Origin of the sequence: Anaeromicrobium sediminis, assembly GCF_002270055.1 — a bacterium.
Classification (GTDB): domain Bacteria; phylum Bacillota; class Clostridia; order Peptostreptococcales; family Thermotaleaceae; genus Anaeromicrobium; species Anaeromicrobium sediminis.
In genome coordinates this window covers 1-20,440 of sequence record NZ_NIBG01000036.1, presented here as the reverse complement: position 1 = coordinate 20,440, position 20,440 = coordinate 1, and the positions used below count along the sequence as shown (strand labels likewise).

18 protein-coding genes are annotated in these 20,440 nt (G+C 32.6%); all 18 read right to left on the bottom strand.

The annotated features are described in order from the left end of the window. Positions 1-78: 78 nt before the first annotated feature. The gene (gene kamE, locus CCE28_RS21085) at positions 79-837 is read right to left on the bottom strand and encodes a lysine 5,6-aminomutase subunit beta (RefSeq protein WP_095136122.1); all 759 of its coding nucleotides are present in this window, start codon (positions 835-837) and stop codon (positions 79-81) included. Next, positions 837-2,393 carry a lysine 5,6-aminomutase subunit alpha gene (kamD, locus tag CCE28_RS21080; protein ID WP_095136120.1) on the bottom strand — a complete coding sequence of 519 codons (1,557 nt, stop codon included), beginning with the start codon at positions 2,391-2,393 and terminating at the stop codon, positions 837-839. The genes kamE and kamD overlap by 1 nt, the downstream gene beginning before the upstream one ends. A gap of 133 nt (positions 2,394-2,526) precedes the next feature. Then, positions 2,527-4,152 carry a lysine 5,6-aminomutase reactivase ATPase KamC gene (gene kamC / locus CCE28_RS21075; protein WP_095136118.1) on the bottom strand — a complete coding sequence of 542 codons (1,626 nt, stop codon included), beginning with the start codon at positions 4,150-4,152 and terminating at the stop codon, positions 2,527-2,529. Between the two features lies 1 nt (position 4,153). Further along, positions 4,154-5,188 (bottom strand): lysine 5,6-aminomutase reactivase subunit KamB, encoded by a 1,035-nt coding sequence (gene kamB / locus CCE28_RS21070; RefSeq protein ID WP_095136116.1) that lies wholly within the window; start codon positions 5,186-5,188, stop codon positions 4,154-4,156. A gap of 149 nt (positions 5,189-5,337) precedes the next feature. Further along, positions 5,338-6,588, bottom strand: a complete 1,251-nt coding sequence (gene kamA / locus CCE28_RS21065) for a lysine 2,3-aminomutase (protein WP_095136114.1) — start codon at positions 6,586-6,588, stop codon at positions 5,338-5,340. Positions 6,589-6,629: 41 nt separating this feature from the next. Beyond that, positions 6,630-7,667, bottom strand: coding sequence for an L-erythro-3,5-diaminohexanoate dehydrogenase (gene kdd, locus CCE28_RS21060; protein ID WP_095136112.1), 1,038 nt, complete (start codon positions 7,665-7,667; stop codon positions 6,630-6,632). Positions 7,668-7,999: 332 nt separating this feature from the next. Further along, positions 8,000-9,415 (bottom strand): sigma-54 interaction domain-containing protein, encoded by a 1,416-nt coding sequence (locus CCE28_RS21055; protein WP_095136110.1) that lies wholly within the window; start codon positions 9,413-9,415, stop codon positions 8,000-8,002. A gap of 137 nt (positions 9,416-9,552) precedes the next feature. Further along, positions 9,553-9,969, bottom strand: a complete 417-nt coding sequence (locus tag CCE28_RS21050) for a DUF1934 domain-containing protein (protein ID WP_095136108.1) — start codon at positions 9,967-9,969, stop codon at positions 9,553-9,555. A 182-nt stretch (positions 9,970-10,151) separates the two neighbouring features. After that, positions 10,152-11,237 (bottom strand): D-alanine--D-alanine ligase, encoded by a 1,086-nt coding sequence (locus CCE28_RS21045; RefSeq protein WP_095136106.1) that lies wholly within the window; start codon positions 11,235-11,237, stop codon positions 10,152-10,154. A gap of 368 nt (positions 11,238-11,605) precedes the next feature. Next, on the bottom strand, positions 11,606-12,934 hold the full coding sequence (ypeB, locus tag CCE28_RS21040) for a germination protein YpeB (RefSeq protein WP_176461965.1): 1,329 nt from the start codon (positions 12,932-12,934) through the stop codon (positions 11,606-11,608). Positions 12,935-12,947: 13 nt separating this feature from the next. Then, on the bottom strand, positions 12,948-13,661 hold the full coding sequence (sleB, locus tag CCE28_RS21035) for a spore cortex-lytic enzyme (protein WP_095136102.1): 714 nt from the start codon (positions 13,659-13,661) through the stop codon (positions 12,948-12,950). 112 nt (positions 13,662-13,773) lie between these two features. Next, a complete protein-coding gene (spoIIR, locus tag CCE28_RS21030) occupies positions 13,774-14,430 on the bottom strand; it encodes a stage II sporulation protein R (RefSeq protein WP_095136100.1) in 657 nt (218 codons plus the stop codon). 128 nt (positions 14,431-14,558) lie between these two features. Then, a complete protein-coding gene (locus tag CCE28_RS21025; protein ID WP_095136098.1) occupies positions 14,559-15,704 on the bottom strand; it encodes a Ger(x)C family spore germination protein in 1,146 nt (381 codons plus the stop codon). After that, positions 15,697-16,800: a GerAB/ArcD/ProY family transporter gene (locus CCE28_RS21020; RefSeq protein ID WP_176461964.1), complete on the bottom strand. Its 1,104-nt coding sequence runs from the start codon at positions 16,798-16,800 to the stop codon at positions 15,697-15,699. The genes CCE28_RS21025 and CCE28_RS21020 overlap by 8 nt, the downstream gene beginning before the upstream one ends. Beyond that, positions 16,787-18,343, bottom strand: coding sequence for a spore germination protein (locus tag CCE28_RS21015; protein WP_095136094.1), 1,557 nt, complete (start codon positions 18,341-18,343; stop codon positions 16,787-16,789). The genes CCE28_RS21020 and CCE28_RS21015 overlap by 14 nt, the downstream gene beginning before the upstream one ends. 95 nt (positions 18,344-18,438) lie before the next feature. Continuing rightward, on the bottom strand, positions 18,439-19,137 hold the full coding sequence (locus CCE28_RS21010; RefSeq protein ID WP_095136092.1) for a GntR family transcriptional regulator: 699 nt from the start codon (positions 19,135-19,137) through the stop codon (positions 18,439-18,441). Next, a complete protein-coding gene (ispE, locus tag CCE28_RS21005) occupies positions 19,127-20,008 on the bottom strand; it encodes a 4-(cytidine 5'-diphospho)-2-C-methyl-D-erythritol kinase (RefSeq protein WP_176461963.1) in 882 nt (293 codons plus the stop codon). The genes CCE28_RS21010 and ispE overlap by 11 nt, the downstream gene beginning before the upstream one ends. Positions 20,009-20,236: 228 nt before the next feature. After that, positions 20,237-20,440, bottom strand: a 204-nt coding sequence (locus tag CCE28_RS22410; protein ID WP_176461962.1) for a hypothetical protein, incomplete at its 5' end; no start/stop codon positions are given.

Sequence of the window (20,440 nt, the reverse complement as noted above, 5' to 3'; positions counted from 1 at the left end):
TTTTTGTTTTCTTAAGTTCTTATAAAGATAAAAATAAAAGGACAACAGATACCTGTTGCCCTTTTACTTTTATCTTATCTATATTAAATTTCTATCTACTATTTCATTTACTGCAAATGATGCAACATCTTCTGCAAATGTTCCTGATCCAAATCCAGCATCGTATCCTAGCTCTTTAGCTAGTTCATGGCTTATTCTAGGTCCACCACAAATTAATACTACCTTGTCTCTTATTCCTTCTGCTTCTAATATTTCAACTAAGTTAGTTAAGTTAGCTATGTGAACATCCTTTTGAGTAACTACTTGAGACACTAATAATACGTCAGCATTTAACTCTATAGCCTTAGCTACAAATTCTTCATTAGGAACTTGACTTCCTAAGTTGATAGCTTCTACACCCTTGTATCTTTCAAGTCCATAGTGTCCTGCATAACCCTTCATGTTCATAATAGCATCTATTCCTACTGTATGAGCATCAGTTCCAGTACAAGCTCCTACTATAACTATATCTCTTTTAATATTTTCTTTAATAAAAGCTTCTACTCCATATTTGTCCATTATGTCCACATCTACCTTAGGAACTTCTATAGATGTGTAATCTACTGTATGTGTACACTTTCCATACATTACAAACATAGTATAACCTACACCTAAGTCTTCTGCATGTGTTACAGCTGGTTCTTCCATACCCATTTTTGATGCAAGACGTCTTGCTGCTTCTTTAGCTTCTTCTCCACATGGAACTGGTAATGTGAAACATAACTGAACCATTCCATCGTTCATAGTATCTCCATATGGTTTAATTTTAGTTAAATCTAATCCTGTATTAGCACTCATTATCTTGCACCTCCTAACATTAACTCTACAAATGGATTAAAGTACTTATCATGCTTCTTAGTAACACCTTCTAGTCCTTTTCCTCCATCCATCTTTCTCTTAACTCCTGCAAACTTTCCTTCTTCTATAGTAGAGAATATTCCTTCAGTTTCTATCTCATTTAACATGTCAGCTGCTTTTTTAAGAACTTCTTGAGCTCTACTTTGGATGATTCCACCTTCTTTGAACTCAATTTCTGAAGAAATATCTCTAGCATTGTTGAATACATATTTAGCATTAGCTATAGATAATGCTCTATCTTGTAGTAATGGTGTATGGATAGCTTCTGTAAGCATACCTAATAATTGTAAACTTTGGTTAGTCATTATTGCAACCATATTAAATAATGCATCTTGAACATGACCTTTGTATATATCTCCTGTCATGAACTTTGTAGGAGGCATGTATTTAAGTGGAGCGTTAGGGAATATTTCCCTTGCCATTTGAGCTTGTGAAAGTTCAAATAAGAATCCATTTTCTAGGTCTGGTGTTATTTCAAAGGCATGACCTAGACCCATTTGTTCTTCTGGAAGACCAGCTACTAATGCAAACTGCTCATTGATAAATTGGGAAGCAAGTACTGTATGTGCTTCTTCAACTGCATCTGCAGTAGTTAAGTAGTTATCTTCTCCAGTATTTATGATAACTCCCGCAAATCCGTTAATGATTCTTGAGAAGTATTGGTCAACTAAAGTTCTTTGAATGTTTATATCTCTAAATAAGATTCCATATAATGCATCGTTAAGCATTACATCTAATCTTTCCATAGCTCCCATAGCAGCTATTTCAGGCATACAAAGTCCTGAGCAGTAGTTACATAATCTAATGTATTTTCCTACTTCTTCTCCAACTTCGTCTAATGCCTTTCTCATGATTCTGAAGTTTTCTTGTGTAGCATATGTTCCACCAAAACCTTCTGTAGTAGCTCCATATGGTACATAGTCAAGTAAACTTTGTCCTGTAGTTCTAATAACAGCAATAATGTCTGCACCTTGTCTTGCTGCTGCTTGTGCTTGAAGTACGTCTTCGTAAATATTACCAGTTGCAACGATTACGTATAAGTAAGGCTTTGGACCTTCTCCTAAGTTTTTAATAAACTCGTCTCTATCATTTTTATTATTAGCAATTCTTTGTACCATTTTTTCTGCTAATACTTTTATAACTTCTTGTATTTTATTATCATCAGCCACAGGTACCTTAGTTAAATCTAATTCTCCCTTTGATACCATTTCAGCGATTTCTTGTGGCTCTTTACCTGTGTGGATCATTGCATTTCCTACCCAGTAAGCAGCTCCTAAACCTAGTCCACCACCATCTTTAATATTGTCAACTACTATATTTGGTAGGGGAGTTTCTATTTCGTCAATACCATCTATTCCTAATAATCTAGCTACTGTTCTTTCAACAGCCACAGTGGTATGCTTATCTATAAATTTTTGAGTATCTGCTGCAATGTTCTTTGCAGAATTTCTTGCTTTAGCAATTAAGTTTTGGTCTAGATTTAATTTACTCTGCATCCTTGTTCCTCCTCTATATATAAATGAATATAATACAATTTTTATTTTGGTAGGAAATTTACTTCCTATCTTTAATATAAGACATATAGATACCGAGGACTAGAAAAGTTTATTCCCCGGCATTATATATAACTTATGTTAAATACTTCTCAGCTTCCTTTATCAAGTGTTCTTGAAGACCCATTAGACGAGCTATATTAATAGCATCTCTTGGTACCTTATCTTCATTATTCACTTCGATTAGTCTATAGTCCATATATTTGTGAACTATTTCTATTCCTAGGTTGCTGGAATTTTCTATCTCTGTCTTTAGTTTCTTCATGTCTACCCCTACAAGGCCTTTAACTTGTAGATGGTATATATCAGAATCCTTTGTTAGTCCGTCAAAATGAGAGGTTATAATAGTTATACTTTCTTTATCCTTCATATAATTTATAAGGGCCTTTGATATGGCAAACCCTTCTTGAGGGTTAGTTCCTCTAGCCAATTCGTCTATTAGAAGGAGACCATCTTCATTAGACCTATCAATTATATTTTTTACCTCTAGTATTTCTGCTCCAAAGGTACTAAGTCCCTTATCAGTAGATTGTAAATCACCTAGTGAAAAGAAAATATAGTCCTTCATGGAAAATATCATTTCATCTGCTGGAACAAATAGTCCGAATTGCGCCATGGCACAAAGTACTCCTATTAACTTGAGAGAAATAGTCTTTCCTCCCATGTTTGCTCCTGTTATGCAGGTTACTCCTCTTTTTAAGTCTACACTTATGGGTGTAAATTCCTTTTCCTGTTTTCTCAGCGTATCGGCAACTTTAATATGTCTTCCGTTTTGTATATAAAGCCTTTCATCTGGGGCAATTTCCGGCTTTACAGAATTGGTACCTATGGCTAGATATCCTTTAGCAATTAGCAAATCAATTTTTCCTATGGCTGATATGTTATCATAAAAAAACTCTAAATATTTTTTTATTTCCATACTTAATCTTTTTCGTACGTTAAATTCTTCTTGTTCTTCTAGGAGTTTAAGGTCATTAATTTTTGTTAAGTCCTGGTCTTTATCAGAATCTATTTTCACCTTATAAGTAATGTTCATATAGGTTTCAGAACTGTAGGCTAGATTGGGGCATCTATCTACCTTTCCTAATAGGTCCATATCATTTTTGTTTATGGATACCTCACCGTTTGGTCTTATCTTTATACCTAAATCCTTTTGAATCTTTTCTCTTATGATTTTATTTTGTCTATATATTTCCGATTCTATAGATTTAATTTCATCACGTACTTTAGCTAGACTCTTGGAATAAGAATCATATACATAAAACGTATTAACTCCACTATTTTGTGGATCTAATAGTTTTTCAATTTGGGGCATTGATGTTATGATTAATTCTTTGGGCATATTCCATTTTATTTTTTCAAGTAGTGTTGATATATCTTTTAAGAAAAATACAAAGGATTTAATCTCATAAAGTTCTACCGTACTTAAGACCTGATCATCACTGATTCTTTTAAAGGAACCTCTTAAATCTTTTATATGTTTAAACATATTTCTCATGTCTACAAAGGCATATCTATTTTTTTTAATAAGATTTACTGCCTTTTCTATTAATTCGTACTCATTAAGGAGTTTTTGGGCTTCTTCCTTTGAAAAAGATCTCATATTTTTTTTACATTCAGTTCCATAGGGTGTATATACATTTAGTCTGTCAAATATATATGACATTTCTAAATTGTCATAAATCTTGTTGGTCATAAACATGTTATTCACCGCCTAATACTACATCAATAACAGGAACAGGATTTAAAAACCGTTTCATGTTCTCAAGAAAGTCTTTAGGATCAAAATAATATCCCTGTGGTGCGTATGGGTTTATTGTTACTGCTAATGGTATTATTGAATCTAGTGTTTTAATTTGAATTCCCATCTTTTTAAAATACATATAATCTTTTGAATCTACAAATATTTTTGTTGGGTCACTAACTACAAAGGTGACATTTTTGTAATTAGTTGAAGTTTTCATTATCTGTTTTAAAGTGCTTGTTACTAGGGAGCCTCCCATTATTACATATCGAGATTTTTCATCTAAATGGTTCCCTATTATATTTCCACTGTTTAATGCCGTTTTTATGTCTAATCTATACTCATCATAATTTTCATCAATAATAATGTACTTTTTCTCACTAATGGCACTCTTTGCCATGTCATAAATAATGTTATCATCTATTTTTTCTAAAGAAAACAATTGTACTTGATGCATGGTTTTTTCAATGACCTTATTCATGTCTCTACTTAACACTGCACCAGTAGCCAATATGGTAGCTTCTGTAATAGATGGAGAAGCAGATGATTTTCTATCTATCGCTCCGTCCACTATAACAAGATCCGCTCCATATGCTAGAAGCTTATTACACACTTCTTTAATATGATAATTCGTATTAGGTCCAGCAACTTGCACATATCCGGGGCTTTTAGTTTTAACCATAACTATCTTTCCCATAGATGTGTTTATATTAGTAACTTCTAATATCTCAAGCTTAGCTTCACATAATTTCAAAGTGGCCTCTGAAGTGGCTAATATGGTATCCGTATCCACATATATCATGGGTTTTTCAGTGGAAGTAACTAAATCTTCTCTTTCTCCATCTCGGCCTGTGGAAGTAATACCAACTTTAACTTGTTTTTCCATGCATTCATCGATGAGTTGATTTAAAGTTACTGTTTTCCCTGAATTTTTTGCCATTCCCACTACAGATATGACTTTATATTTACCATGAATAAGCTCAAGTAAGTTCATTATAATTAATTGCCTCCTTAAAAATATGAATAAATCATAGGTGTGTAAATTATAGTTCAGGGTTTAAGGTTTAGTGTTTAAAGAAAAACCCCTTTAACTCTAAACACCATATCCTTAACCTTTAACTATTAGCATTCCCACAAATGTCTTTACTTTTGGTTTCTTTTCTTTCTATCTAAGTCAACTGGCTCAAGTGCTACTTGGTTTCCTTGTAATAATCCACCTACACCTGTTATTGTATGTCCTTTTTCAGACTTGCATACTTCACATTGACACTCATCTTTGTATGCAGCAGGCTCTGTATAAGTAGTTACAACACCTTCAAAGTTTCTAAGTACTACTCTCTTTGGAGATTGAGAGATTACATATTGTGGCATTACTGGAGTCTTACCACCACCACCTGGTGCATCAACAACAAATGTTGGAACTGCATATCCAGAAGTATGTCCTCTTAATCCTTCAATGATTTCAATACCCTTAGATACTGGTGTTCTAAAGTGCTCAATACCAGTAGATAAGTCACATTGATAGATGTAGTATGGTCTAATTCTCATAGCTACTAAGTCGTGTACTAAGTTTCTCATAATGTGTACACAGTCATTTACTCCTCTTAATAATACTGATTGGTTTCCTAAAGGAATTCCAGCATCAGCCATTAATGTAGCTGCACGTCTTGTTTCTGGAGTAATTTCTTTTGAGTGGTTAAAGTGAGTGTTTAACCATACTGGGTGATACTTCTTAAGCATGTTTACTAACTCTGGTGTAATTCTTTGAGGTAATACAACTGGAGTTCTAGATCCGATTCTTACGATTTGTACATGCTCGATGTCTCTTAATTTCTTGATGATGTACTCTAATGTCTCATCACTTACACATAAAGCATCTCCACCTGATAATAATACGTCTCTAACTTGTGGAGTATTTTTAATGTACTCGATTGCCTTATCAATCTTGTCTAGTGGCATAGCATCGTCATTTTGTCCTGCAAATCTTCTTCTTGTACAGTGACGACAGTACATTGAACACATATCTGTGATAAGTAATAATACTCTATCTGGATATCTATGAGTAAGTCCTGGTACTGGAGAATCTCCATCTTCATGAAGAGGATCGTCCATATCAGCATCTGTCTTATGAGTTTCTACCATGTTTGGAACTGCTTGCAGTCTTACTGGACAGTTTGGATCATTTTCATCCATTAAAGATGCATAGTAAGGTGTAATACCCATTCTTAAGATTTCTAATGACTTTATGATTCCAGCTTCTTCTTCTTCTGTTAAGTTAACTACTTTCTTTAAGTCTTCTAAAGTAGTAATTCTGTTTTTAATTTGCCATCTCCAGTCATTCCACTGCTCATCTGTAACGTCTTTCCACATTTCGATCTCTTTGTAGCTTCTCATCGTATAAAAACCTCCTAAAATATCTATTATGTCTATTTAAATTATGCGTATAATTCTTCGTAAATATCTCTTATTTCTTTACTGTCTCTTAATATTTGAAGAGTAACCTCTGCATGTCCTTTAGTGTATCCATTACCCATGATCATGTTAACATCTGATCCTACACCTTCTGCTCCTAATGCTGCTTTAGTGAAGCTTGTAGCCATACTGAAGAAGTAAATAGTTCCGTCAGTCTTAGTAGCTAAGATACTTGACATTTCTGTGTTTGGCACGTTTACGTTGTTAATTGTTACGTCTGCCATTTGTCCGTTAGTTATTTCGCTTATTTTTTCCATCATTTCAACTGGCTTAGTAGCATCTGCTGCAATATAGTAATCTGCAATGTTTCCTCTTTTTGCAATTGCTAAGCTCTTTTCGCTATGTCCTAAGCAAATTACTTTTCCTGTAACTCCTGCTCTTCTCTTAGCTTCGTAGCAACATAACATTCCTGATTTTCCTGCTCCACCAATTACTAATACAGTATCTCCAGGTCTTACTAACTTAGCTGTTTGAGCTGGTGCTCCTGCCACGTCAAGTGCAGATAAAGCAAGGTTTTCTGGAATATCGTTTGGAAGTACAGCGTAGATTCCAGTTTCAAATAATATAGCTTGACCTTTAATGTCTACTTGGTCTATGTTCTTTCTTACTTCTGTTATTTCGTCTATAACAAGTGGAGTTAATGATAATGATACTAATGTAGCTAATTTATCTCCAACTTTTAAGTCTGTCTTTCCTTCTAATGCAGGTCCTATTTTTGCAACTGTTCCGATTAACATTCCACCAGAACCAGTTACTGGGTTTTGATGCTTTCCTCTTTCAGCTACTATACCCTTCATTATTTCTTTAATCTTTTCTACGTCTCCATCTGCTTCTTCTTTTATTTGAGTAAAACTTGCAGAATCGATGTTTAATGTTTGAACATCAATTAAAATTTCGTTGTCATAAATTTCCATAGTGTTGTCAATTTTCTTTGCTGGTTGTGGTAACGCACCCTTTGGCTCAATAACTCTGTGCGTTCCGTATGGACATCCTTTTTTCATTTCGTAATTCCTCCTTGACTATATACACTTTAATATTTTAAATAAAATGTTGTTTATACTTTAACAATGCAATACGCTATTGTCTTGTAAGTAAATTTATTTTTGACATGTCATTGTTCGCAATTTATTAATGCAACATGCGTGCCAACTTTGAAAAGCTTTTCCTGTTTTTTCTACATATTTCTTCAGTTTTTCTCCATTTTTCAACATATGTACATTTTTTCCCTCTAAATAAAATCCTAAATAAAGAGGAAATCCCTTTCCTCTTTATTTGATTATATTGTAATTGATCACTTATTTCAAAAAAAACAGTGCCTAATTTTAGGCACTACTTAATAATCATGTCCAATATACTTCTTTATTTTATATTGAAGGGTTTGCCTTGGTATTCTCAATTCCTTAGCCGCATGACTTATATTATTATCATATTTCTTTAAAGCCTGTTCAATTAGGCTTTTCTCAAAGTTTTCTAAGGATTCTTTTAGATTTCCCACAATGATAGGTACTACTTTAGTATTCTCTATTTTGTCATTACTATCCTTATATTTTTCAAACACATAGGGTAGTGAATCTATATTTATAATGGGCCCTTCTTCTAAATTCATTATTCCCTCTATAACATTTTCAAGTTCCCTTACGTTTCCTGGCCAATCGTGCTTTTCAAATATATCAAAGACTTGAGGCTCTACCCCTGTAAAACTTTTTTGTAGTTTATCATTATATTTTTTTATAAAAAAATCTACTAAAAGGGCCATATCTCCCTTTCTTTCCTTTAAAAGAGGTAGTTTTAATCCAATTACATTTAATCTATAGTATAGATCTTGTCGCATCCTTCTACTCTCCACTACAGTTAGTGGATCCTCATTAGTAGCAGCTATTATTCTAACATCCACATGTCTAGTTTTAACATCTCCAACCCTTCTTATATTACCATCTTGTATTACTCTTAGTAACTTCACTTGAAGCTCTAGGGGCATAGAATTTATTTCATCTAAAAATAATGTTCCCCCATTGGCAAGTTCAAACAATCCAGGTCTATCACTAGCTCCTGTAAATCCACCTTTCACCGTTCCAAATAGTATACTTTCTAAAAGGGTACTAGGCAATGCACCACAATTTTGAACTATAAATGGTTTATTACGTCTACAACTTTTGTTATGAATAGATTGGACAAATAATTCTTTTCCCGTTCCCGTTTGTCCATATATGAGTATAGGAGATGAGGATTTAGAAGCCTTCACAGCTAAAGTCTTTGCCTTTAGCATTTGTTCACTCTCACCTATTATGTCATACAAGTTATACTTAGCTTCATTCACATTGGTTTTAACTTTCTGCTTCTTATCATATAACTGTTCTTGTAAATCTATTACCCTCTCTGACAAGGCCTTTACAGCCGTAATATTACGAGAGATTTCAATGGCTCCAATTACCTTTTGCTTTACTTTTATGGGAAAGGATGAGTTTATAGTGGTTATATCCTTTCCCTTATAATTCTTAAAGGATTGCTGAGTATCAAATATGGCTACTCCCTTTTCTATAGACCTTAGTAATGTACTAGTCTGGGGAGATAAGGACGGGTATACTTCCAAAACATGTTTCCCTATCATATCATACTTATTAATATCATCTAGCTCTGACGCAGCCTTATTATAATATTTTATATATCCTTTAGAATCGATTATCTGTATTCCTTCATCCACATAATCTAATATTATTTCAATATTCTCTTTTGAAAAAATGTTATTCATACTTCCACCTTCTAATGCCGATTTTTTGTCAGCAGTGCTTAATTTTCGTCACTTATGTTAAATAAGTTGATGGTTAATGGTCAGTCGTTATTACTTAATAATATTATGAATGACAATTAACGAACAACCTTTAATAGCTACATTATGGAAATATTTAATTTATTAGTACTTTCCATAAGGCCTTGTATACTCATCATATATTCTACGTATATATTTCCCTTTTGATCTTCATCTATTTGTCGATCTATTTTTTTAGTATATATCTCCATTTTAAAATCGCCATATGGAGTATTATACTTAGTAGTATATCTTTCTTTCACTTTAAAGACCATATCTGATGAAGTAGTTCCAAATCTCTTCATTTTCACTTCATCTTCTTGTAATTTTAAAGTAGTAGTAGACCCTTCCATTCCTGATATTTCACTTTCCTTATATACCAGGTACATGGCTCCATTTTTTATATATTGTTTTCCTTCTGTTATAAACTCCATTGTATTCTCTTCTCCGTCTACTCCTCGTTGACTTCCTTCTATCCTTACCATAACATTCTTCATTTGTTTTCATCTCCTCTTTCTTAGGCACATTCAAATAAATACCTAGTCAGTATACTCGTCTATTTTACAAACTGCTTCATCCTTGGAACCCACTGATAGAACCTACTATCAGCGGAACCCAACTCTTCACATTTTGCAAAATATACGTCGCATCTTTGACTTGTTATTTATTTTCATATGCCTTATCTACTTTTCTCCTTGTATCTATCAAATGCAAAGTCTATTAGCTTATCTATTAAATCAGAATATTCTACTCCTGTATTTTTCCATAAAAGTGGGTACATGCTGTATTTTGTAAATCCAGGCATGGTATTTAATTCATTTATATATATCTCTCCCGTTTCTTCATTTAAGAAAAAGTCTACTCTAGATATACCACTAGCATCAATTCCCTTATAGGCTTTAATTGCTAGTTCCCTAATTTTTTCACTGTATTTATCTTCTATTGGAGCTGGTATTATCATCTTAGATTTTCCATCATCGAAATATTTTGCCTCATAATCATAAAATTCATGGGATGGAACTATATGCCCAACTACGGATGCCTTTGGATTATCATTTCCAAATACAGCACATTCTATTTCTTTTCCATCTATATGCTTTTCTAGTAATAATTTTCTATCAAATTTTGCTGCTTCCTTTAATCCGGCAATTAATTCTTCTTTATTATGGGCCTTTGTGATTCCCACACTAGACCCTAGATTAGCTGGCTTTATAAATATAGGATAGTTTAATTGTTTTTCTATGGATACTACAGTGTCATCCATATTCTCTAACTGAGATCTCATAAGTACTATGTATGGACCTACAGGTAAACCGTCCCTTTCTAGTACCTTCTTTGTATATATTTTATCCATACCTACAGAAGAAGCTAATACACCTGCCCCTACATAAGGAATATTGGCCATTTCAAATAGACCTTGTATAGTTCCATCTTCTCCAAATGGCCCATGAAGTACTGGGAATATCACATCTACTAGTTCTTTCAAATTCTTAGTATTATTTCCTCCCACTGGAATTACACTAAAGGAATACTTCTCTGGGTTCTCTTGTATCCTTTCTTCAGCTATCTTTTCCCATTCTCCCGACTCTATTTTGTCTACAGGGCCGTCATAGATCATCCATTTTCCCTTTTTAGTTATTCCAATAGAAATTATCTCATACTTTTCTTTATCTATAGCATTTATAACTGAAGTGGCTGACATTAAAGATACTTCATGCTCTCCAGATTCTCCTCCAAATATTACACCCAATTTAATTTTACTCATAACTTGCCTCCCACAAATAGTTTGTATATCTACAAACTTGTATTTAATTTAATAATATTCTATACTTAAGTATTTTATTAATCAATAATCTAATAAGTCTTCTTTTAATTTTATCATAAATAAGCAAAAAAATAATGACATGGAATTTTCCATGTCATTATTTATAGAGATAAACTTTAATTATGCGGAGAATGAATTCTCATATACTCCTGATTCAGCAAAACCTTTGGTTAAGAGTTAAGGGTTTAGAGTTAAGAGATTTTGTCCCTAAACCCTTAACCCTAATCTCTTAACCTTGTTTATTTAAAACTAAAGAGTACCAAAGTAGCTATTTATTAAATACAGTTCTAAGATAGTATATCTATATATTACATTGTCAATGTTCCATTTTCTTGTTTAATTAATTTTAGTATTCTCTCTTCCCTTCCCGTATGGGCATTTATATATATTAAAAATGTTTCTTCCTTATATGTAACCTTAAATTCGTAACAAAAGATCTCTTGTAAGCTTTTAGTAGGAATTACACATAGTCGCCCTTCCCCATCTAGTTTGCCTCTATTTCCCATTTTTTTCTTTGCCTCTTCTATACTTATGGCCGGTGTTTTTAGTTGTCTCTTATAGTTGGAAGTTAAATGCTTTGTGGCATCTAATCCTACTACTTCACCGTTATCAAGGGCAATCTTCACCTTCACTAAATCAGGGTACATGACCACATCGTCCTCTTTATAAACATAGTTTATTAAAAGGGCATTGTTATAAGTCAATGTATATGTAGAAACCATATTTTTAAATCCTATTTTTTCTAAAAATTCATTTGCTTTTTTAATTCCCTGCTTCTTAGATAATTTTGGCTTTCCTATTGTTCTGTTATTTAGTATGGTAGCAAAATATCCCTTTGTCTGAGTAACATCTATGTAAATAGGATTTTTTTCATTTTTATATGCAGTAAGACTGTATGTATTTAGTTTTCCACCTGGTTCCTTTGAATCTGCTTTTACATTCACATTTCCAAAATATTTTTTCACTATATTCTTAGCCTCTTCAAAGGATATTTTTTTACCTTCTAATCTTGGGCTAATACCAGCAGCCACGTGATCAGAGAAAGGTCCATCATAAATTAGCTCTGGATATTCCACCATTCTTTCTTCAAATTGAATAAACTTATTTTGCATAGGGTTTTCCTTGGCTTCTATAGGTTTATCCTTTAATTGTAACTTAATTACCTTCCCTGAAAAGGTTTGATCCCTCAGCTCATTTAAACTAACAGATAAAGTAGAAGCATATCCACGGAGCTGTTCTAAATTTTCTCTATCCTTTTGGCTTAAATTTTCATCCTTTATACTCTTTTGAGCCATGGCAAAGGTATAATCTCCTAGCTGACTTAAAAACTTCTCTGTCTTTTGTAATTGTCCATGCTTCATTGGAAATTGTGAAATTTCTTCCTGTGCATTATAAGCATTTCTCCATATATTAGAATAAAGGATCATATTTTCCTTAGATCCAGATGAAACTAATAACTTTGATAAGTCTGTATTTATAGTTTGAACACTACTTAATAAATCAAAGTACCTTCTTTGAAAGTCATTTACTAAATGGGTATGGTACCTTTGTTTTTCCTTATACTGATTATATCCCCAATATGCAGTTATTAATAATGCTATTGATAAAACTATAGGTAATATGGTTTTTTTGTTCACATTAATCCTCTCCTTAATTTCCAAACCAGTGCTTGCCTATTTTCTTCTCTACCTTCCTACTCCATATCCATTTGCTAGTTGCAGTGGCTGGATTCCAGTAGTATCTACAACCACCTGTAGGGTCCCAACCATTTAATGCATCCCTTGCTGCCTTTACGGAACTTTCAACTAATTTTGCATTTACTTGTCCATTTGCTACGGCCTCAAAAGCTCCTGGTTGATATATTACTCCTGCTATGGTATTTGGAAAAGAAGCATGCTTTACCCTATTTAAAATAACTGCCCCTACAGCCACTTGACCTGTATAAGGTTCTCCCCTTGCTTCTCCATTTATAGCTTTAGCTAAAAGTTGTACTTCATTATCCCTATATCCCATACTCTTACTATTTTTCTGTGTGCTTGTGGTTTTAGCCTTGGCTTTAGCTGTGGTAGTACTCTTTTTTAGGGTTAACCCCAGTTTTTGTGCCGTCTTACTTCCTACTACTCCATCTGCCACTAGGCCATGCTTTTTTTGAAACTTTACAACAGCCCTATAGGTTTGTGGTCCATAGATACCATCCACATTACCATCCATATAACCCCATCGTTTCAATTTGTCCTGTAGAACTTTTACAGTTTCTCCCCTGGCTCCCCAGTATAAGGTTTCTGCCATGGTCATGTTCAGTATTCCTATTATAATTGCCATAACTAAAATCAATAATAGAATTCTGCTATACTTTTTATTCATACCAAACTCTCCCTTTCTACAAATTCACATTATTAGTTTTCAACAGGTTATATTTAATTATTCACACTATAAGACATAATTAAAAAGAAAAAGCCAATCCTTATGATTGACTTTACTTCATTACTAATTTATTATTTATTTTTTCCTTAGCATCCTCTAATACTTCCACTATTTTAAATTTTAATTTAAGAGGAAACTCTTGCTTTTTCTCCGTATATATCATGTTGAATTCTTCTTTAGTTAAAACACTCTTCATTTCTTCTTTAGTTCTTTCATCTGTAAGTCCATTTTCCATATCTATGAAACATAGGGGTGGGAATAAAACACACCACCAATTAGCTCCATCGCCATCTCCTATAACTACTCTTAGTGCTTCATACTCTCCAGCTGGTAAGGTAATGCTTCCATAATTTTTAGTTGGAAAATTAACTTCTCCTAAGTTAGCCTTAACATCATAATCATATCCATTTGATGCAATTACTGTTCCTGCTACTTCTTCTATAAGACCTAGATTTCTCTTTATTATTTCTCTACTTTCATCTAGACTCTTTGACTTTTCAAATTGAGGATTTAATTTTTTTATAACTTCATCTCTTACTTTCAATTTTAAAGCTTGATCCTTTGGTGAATCACTATTGGCTATAACATGAAATCTTATTAATTCATTTTTATAAGCCTTTTGATTTTCATAAATTTTTCCTATAGACATAAAACTAGTAAATAATATTATTCCACAAAATAAAATGATACCCATAAATTTTTTATTCATAATAATAATTCCCCCATTGCTAATATTTTTTCATATTATCAGTATTAACAAATAGGGGGATTTTTAAACTATATTATATATTTTTTTCCTTGTTATTTTTGCCCAATTTCAATTTCCAGGTATATGACCTATTTTATCACGCCCATAGTTCTTACCTTTAAATTACTTTCAATTACTACCTTTGTATTTCCATAGATACTATCCCAATCCTTACTTATTTTGTCCCATAATTTAGGATTAAACTTTCTTATTCTCTCATTAATCTGTAATAGATCCACATTGTAGTCGTTTTTAATCACATTGTAAGTTCTACTTATTTCCTCTTCTAACCGCTTTTCACCTAGTTTTTCCACCTCTTTTATGTAATGATCATCCATATCTTCATCACTAAGGTCAAATAAATGGCTTGCTATTCGAGCCTCTGAGTTTATGGTGAATTTAGCTACCAAGCTATTATTTTCTTCTTCTACCTTTAGCTTTGTATCAGATCTCATTATTTCTATAGGAACTATTTGATTATTTAGTTCCACCTTTACTATACTATTTTGAACCTTATTAAATAGGTACATTAAATTTCTACTGTCTGCTTCATTTAATTCACCTATCAATTTGTAATCCTTTATTATTCCAGACCCAGATACTTTATACTCATCCTCAAAAGGGGTAACCTTAGCAATTATGGCACAATTACTTTCTTGTAATGACTTAAGTATATATTCTAGATTAGAATGGGTCACCTTGGCAGTTCTTCTATTTTCGTTCATTACTTCTCTTATGAGAGATCCTACTATGGGTTCATCTTTTACAGGAGTTTTTAATAATTCATCAGGATTTTTATCTCCTATCATAATATGAAGTTGCCTTCCTATTTTAGGACTTCTTTCTATATAATCTAGCACTTCTCTAAAGGCCTTAGGATCTTTCATTAGTTCTTTCCCTAAAATTATTATCTTTGCATGTCTAAGAAATAAAGTTTTTTCTAATCTAGTGTTAAATTCATCTATTATTTCTGCTACATTTACTCCCTTAGACGTATACACATACTTACTTTCCTCTCCGTCTTTTCCAGCTATGAGTCCTGCATTTGGATAGGCTATAGTAACTATGTATTCACTTTTTGTCTTACCTTCCTCAGGTTTTTCTGTATCATCTTCCACAGGTACTTTATCTATACCCACCATAGACACAAATGCCCTTTTATTTATTTCAACCTTATCCCAACAACCAGTCATTAGGATACATATTAATATGAGAACAGAGACCCTTTTAATCATGAGAAGAACCTCCCCTTTTCTTTATACTATCTCCTATAATTAAAATTACAGGCAGTCCTATTACGAAAAACATACCTACTGTCATAAGATATTTATTTAATATATCCATTATTTCAGATACATTTCTAAAATAGTTAGCCAGTATGTATATAACTGCTCCTATAGGAACTAATAAATATTTAGCCCCCTTTTCATGCCATATTAGACGTATTAATCGCATTGCCCCATAATACCATACGGATGCACTAATAAATACAGCTACTATCCAGATGGATATCATTAGTATTTCTACATTTTCTATGAAGCTTCCTGGAATATCTATAGTCTTAAATAATTCTAGAACTGGCCATATGATACGTTTTCCTTCCATTATTCCAAATCTAGATATGGTAAATACTAATATTATTAGATATATACAACCTATTATGAGTAGACTTATGTTGTATTTCTTTCTTAGCCTATCCTTATCTACTACAAAATAACTTAATAAAAAGGTCACTTCTATTCCTGCAAATACGAATATAGCACTAGGTATAGCTTTTACTATAGTTTCTATGGGAGTATGAAGTACAGGCAATATATTAGTTATATCCATTTCCTTTATTACAGGAATGAGTAGAATCAAAATCAATACACTAACTACAGGAAATGTTATTTGAGCCATACGGCCAATTACTTCTATACCATTTCTTATTAAGAATATAATAGTAAGGAGCATACTTATTATAATAACCTCAGATGGAGTATTATAAAGAAGATATTCCCTTGTGACCTCTGTAAAAATTCTAATTTGAATGGCTGACATAAACATTAAATGTAGTGAAAATAAAATACATATTACCACACTAAGAGGTTTACTTAATATGGCACTTAGGATTTGAAAAAAATTATGTCCCTTATATTTATCTAGGACTTTAAATATGCAAATTCCCACTAGATACATTATTATAGTTCCTATTAATATTAGTACCCAAGAGTCAGACCCTACTTGTTCCATGGCAATCCTAGGAAAATCTAAAATGCTCACTCCAATTACAGACCCACACAGGATCATTAAAAACTGTAAACTAGATATTTTCTCATTATTTATCCTCATATTTTCCACCATCTTTTATATTTAATTTAGTGCTATCTTGTCTTTGTAAATAAGCACTTCTCTTTTTCATTGATTGTATTGGCATTTTTATGAATGAATCTTTAAAGTCTCTCGCCCTTCCCTGAGTTGATACAAATGGCGTTAGATATGCAATACCAAAACTATCTAAAGTACATAAATGTGTTAATATGAGAATTGCACCTAAAACAATTCCATATAGACCTAACATGGATGCAAATATCATAACTGTAAACCTAAATATTCTAAGTCCAACACTTATACTATAGTTTGGCATAACACTAGATGCTATAGCTGTTACTGCCACTACAATAACTAATAGAGGACTTACTATTCCCGCCTCTACAGCAGCTTGGCCTAATACCAAACCTCCAACAATACCAATAATTCCTCCAACAGATGATGGTAATCTTTCTCCTGCTTCCCGTAGAAGTTCTAAGGTAATTTCCATTATGAAAATTTCAATAAATGGTGGAAAAGGCACATTCATACGACTACCAGCCACATATAATGCCAAATCCGCTGGCAACATGTCTGGATGATAGGCTGTTATGGCAATATATATGCTAGGCATAAATATGGATGCTAAAAAAGATGCAAATCTAAGGATTCTTAAAAATGATGTTAATATAAACCTGTCATTATAATCTTCTGGTGATTGTAAAAAAGTTACTATAGTGGCAGGTACTATAAGTACAAATGGTGTATTGTCAATACCTATAGCTACTCTCCCATCATAGAGTGCTGCTGCTACCACATCAGGCCTTTGGGTAGATTGAATTTGTGGAAAGGGAGATAGGGAACTATCTTCTATAAATTGTTCCACATAGCCACTTTCTAGTATGGCATCTATATCAATCTTATCTAATCTTTCTTTTACCTCTTTTAAAACTCTTTTATCTACAGTTTCTTCAATATACATTACGGCCACATCAGTTTTAGATCTTTTTCCTAGAATCATAGCTTGTATCCTTAAGGTTGGATCTTTTATTCTTCTTCTTATGAGTGCCGTATTAGATCTTAAGGTTTCTACAAAACCATCAGAAGGACCACGTATAATACTCTCTGTAGAAGGCTCTCCTACGCCCCTTGTAGGCCAGGACTTTGCCTCCACCATAAGTACTTTACTTTCTCCTTCTATAAAAATAGCTACAATACCATTCATGAGGTCTCCAACTATTTTATCTATATCTTCTAACTCTACAATAACAGCTGATGTTACGGTTTTATTTTTTATCACTTCAAATAGCTCATTTTTAAGGTCTTTTTTAGAGTTGACACTTCTAGAAAAAAGCATAACATTTCTTAAAATTTCTTGGTTTATAATATCTGTGTTTACAAGGCCCTCTATAAATATGACGGTTCCCTTTAATCCCGTATTACCCACTTCAAATTCTCTAGAACTTAAATCACTACTTTCACCTAATATTTTTTTTACTTGTTCAACATTTTTCTTGTAATCAGAACTAGTCTTATTCTTTATAGGTTCTTCCTTTTTTTTAAATAAATCGTCAAAGAAACTCATACATATCCTCCCTATAGATTCACCATTATATATGTAATATTTGCATGTAATATAAAATATATACAAACAAAAAAAGAACCGTGAATTCACGGTTCTTATAATCTATTCATTGGCCCTTTTTTAATATTTTCTATTTCTACTATGCTATTTCCAATGTTCTCTACATGGATTGCTGCAATTTCTTTGGCTTTAATTGGATCTCTTCTTATGATGGCATTTAGTATTTGTTCATGTTCTGATAATAAGCCTTTGGCTTGGCTATATTCGGAAAAGTATATAATTCTAAATCTATGTATCTGCTCTTGTAATCCTTGATTGATTTGAATCAACTTAGAGTTTCTTGTAGATTTTAATATACACTCATGGAATTTCCTATCATGTTCAATCATTCCATCTGTATCCTTTGCCTCAAAACAGGCCTTAAATTTATTAGATATTTCCTTTAATTCGTCCACATCTTCTCCATTCATTCGAACTGCTGCTAATGATGCGGCTAATCCTTCTAGTACACTTCTCACTTCTATTACATCTAAAATATCCTTTACAGATAAGTCTGCCACATAGGCTCCTTTTCTGGCAATCATAACTACAAGACCTTCTAATTCTAACTTTCTTATGGCTTCTCTTACGGGTGTTCTACTCACTCCCAATTGTTGAGCTAATTGAACCTCCATAAGCCTCTCTCCTGGCTTTAACTCACCATTTAATATGGAATTTCTCAAATGATCAAATACTACATCTCTTAAAGGTCTATAGTTTTCTAGTTTAAGTCCTTGAAACCCATTAAAGTCCATATTCTTCCTCCCTAGTATTGTAAGTTTTTATAAGATATACTTGCTTATATATTTTCTTCAAATTATCATAGGCTGACTTAGCTTTATTATAATCTCTAAAAATTCCAAATACAGTAGGTCCACTTCCACTCATTAGCGTACCTAAAGTTCCATACTCTAACATCTTTTTCTTTATATCCTTTACTACAGGGTGCATTTCTATTGTTACATTCTCAAGTACATTACATAAATTAGATGCAACAGTTCTCACCTGATTTTCCTTTAATGCTGATAATATTTCATCAGTATTTGGGTGAATTTGAATTTCATCCACCTTTAAATTTCTATATACAGATTGGGTAGATACACTTAAACTTGGTTTACACAATATGATCCAAGAATCTAATCCTTCTATAGGAGTTAATTTTTCTCCTATGCCTTCTGCAAGGGCAGCTCCTCCCATTATACAAAAGGGGACATCTGCTCCAATTTCTTTTCCCATTTTCATAAGTTCTTCTTTAGGAATATTTAAATCCCACAATCTATTTAGTCCAGTTAAAACAGCAGCCGCATCCGTACTTCCTCCTGCTAAGCCTGCTCCTACAGGTATATTTTTATCTATATATATTTTTATACCTTTATCTATATTATATTTATCAATAATCATCTTCGCAGCTTTATAAGCTATATTTTTATCGTCAGTGGGAATAAATTCACAATTTGTATCTAATACTATTCCCGAGTCTATAGTCTTTAATGTTATTTCATCATAAAGATCCACCTGCTGCATAATCATCTTAACTTCATGATAACCATCTTCTCGTCTTCTTAATACATCTAATGATAAATTTATTTTAGCCCTTCCTTCTACTTTTAATTCAGCCAAGTTCATTCACTCCTTACATGTTCTACTCTATATTTTATCATTTTTTGTGTATAATGTATTCATATTTTACTCTTATAAGTGAAAATTTAGTTTAATAATAAAATATTAATTACTATTAAGTGCAACTTCATGCATATTAAATTTCATTTCTTTACATTATGCTTCATTATAAAACAAGAAAAAAGCCTGCACTAATGGCAGACTTTTAAATAATTCTATTCATTTTATAAATTATTATTTAGCCTTTTCATCATTTTCTGATGAATCGTTGCCCCCATCATTTCCTGATGAATTGTTGCCCCCATCATTTCCTGATGAATCGTTGCCTCCATCATTATCTGATGAATCGTTGCCTTCATCATTATCTGGCGAATCATTGTCTTCACCATTATCTGGTGATTCATTATCTTCACCATTATCTGGTGAATCATTGTCTTC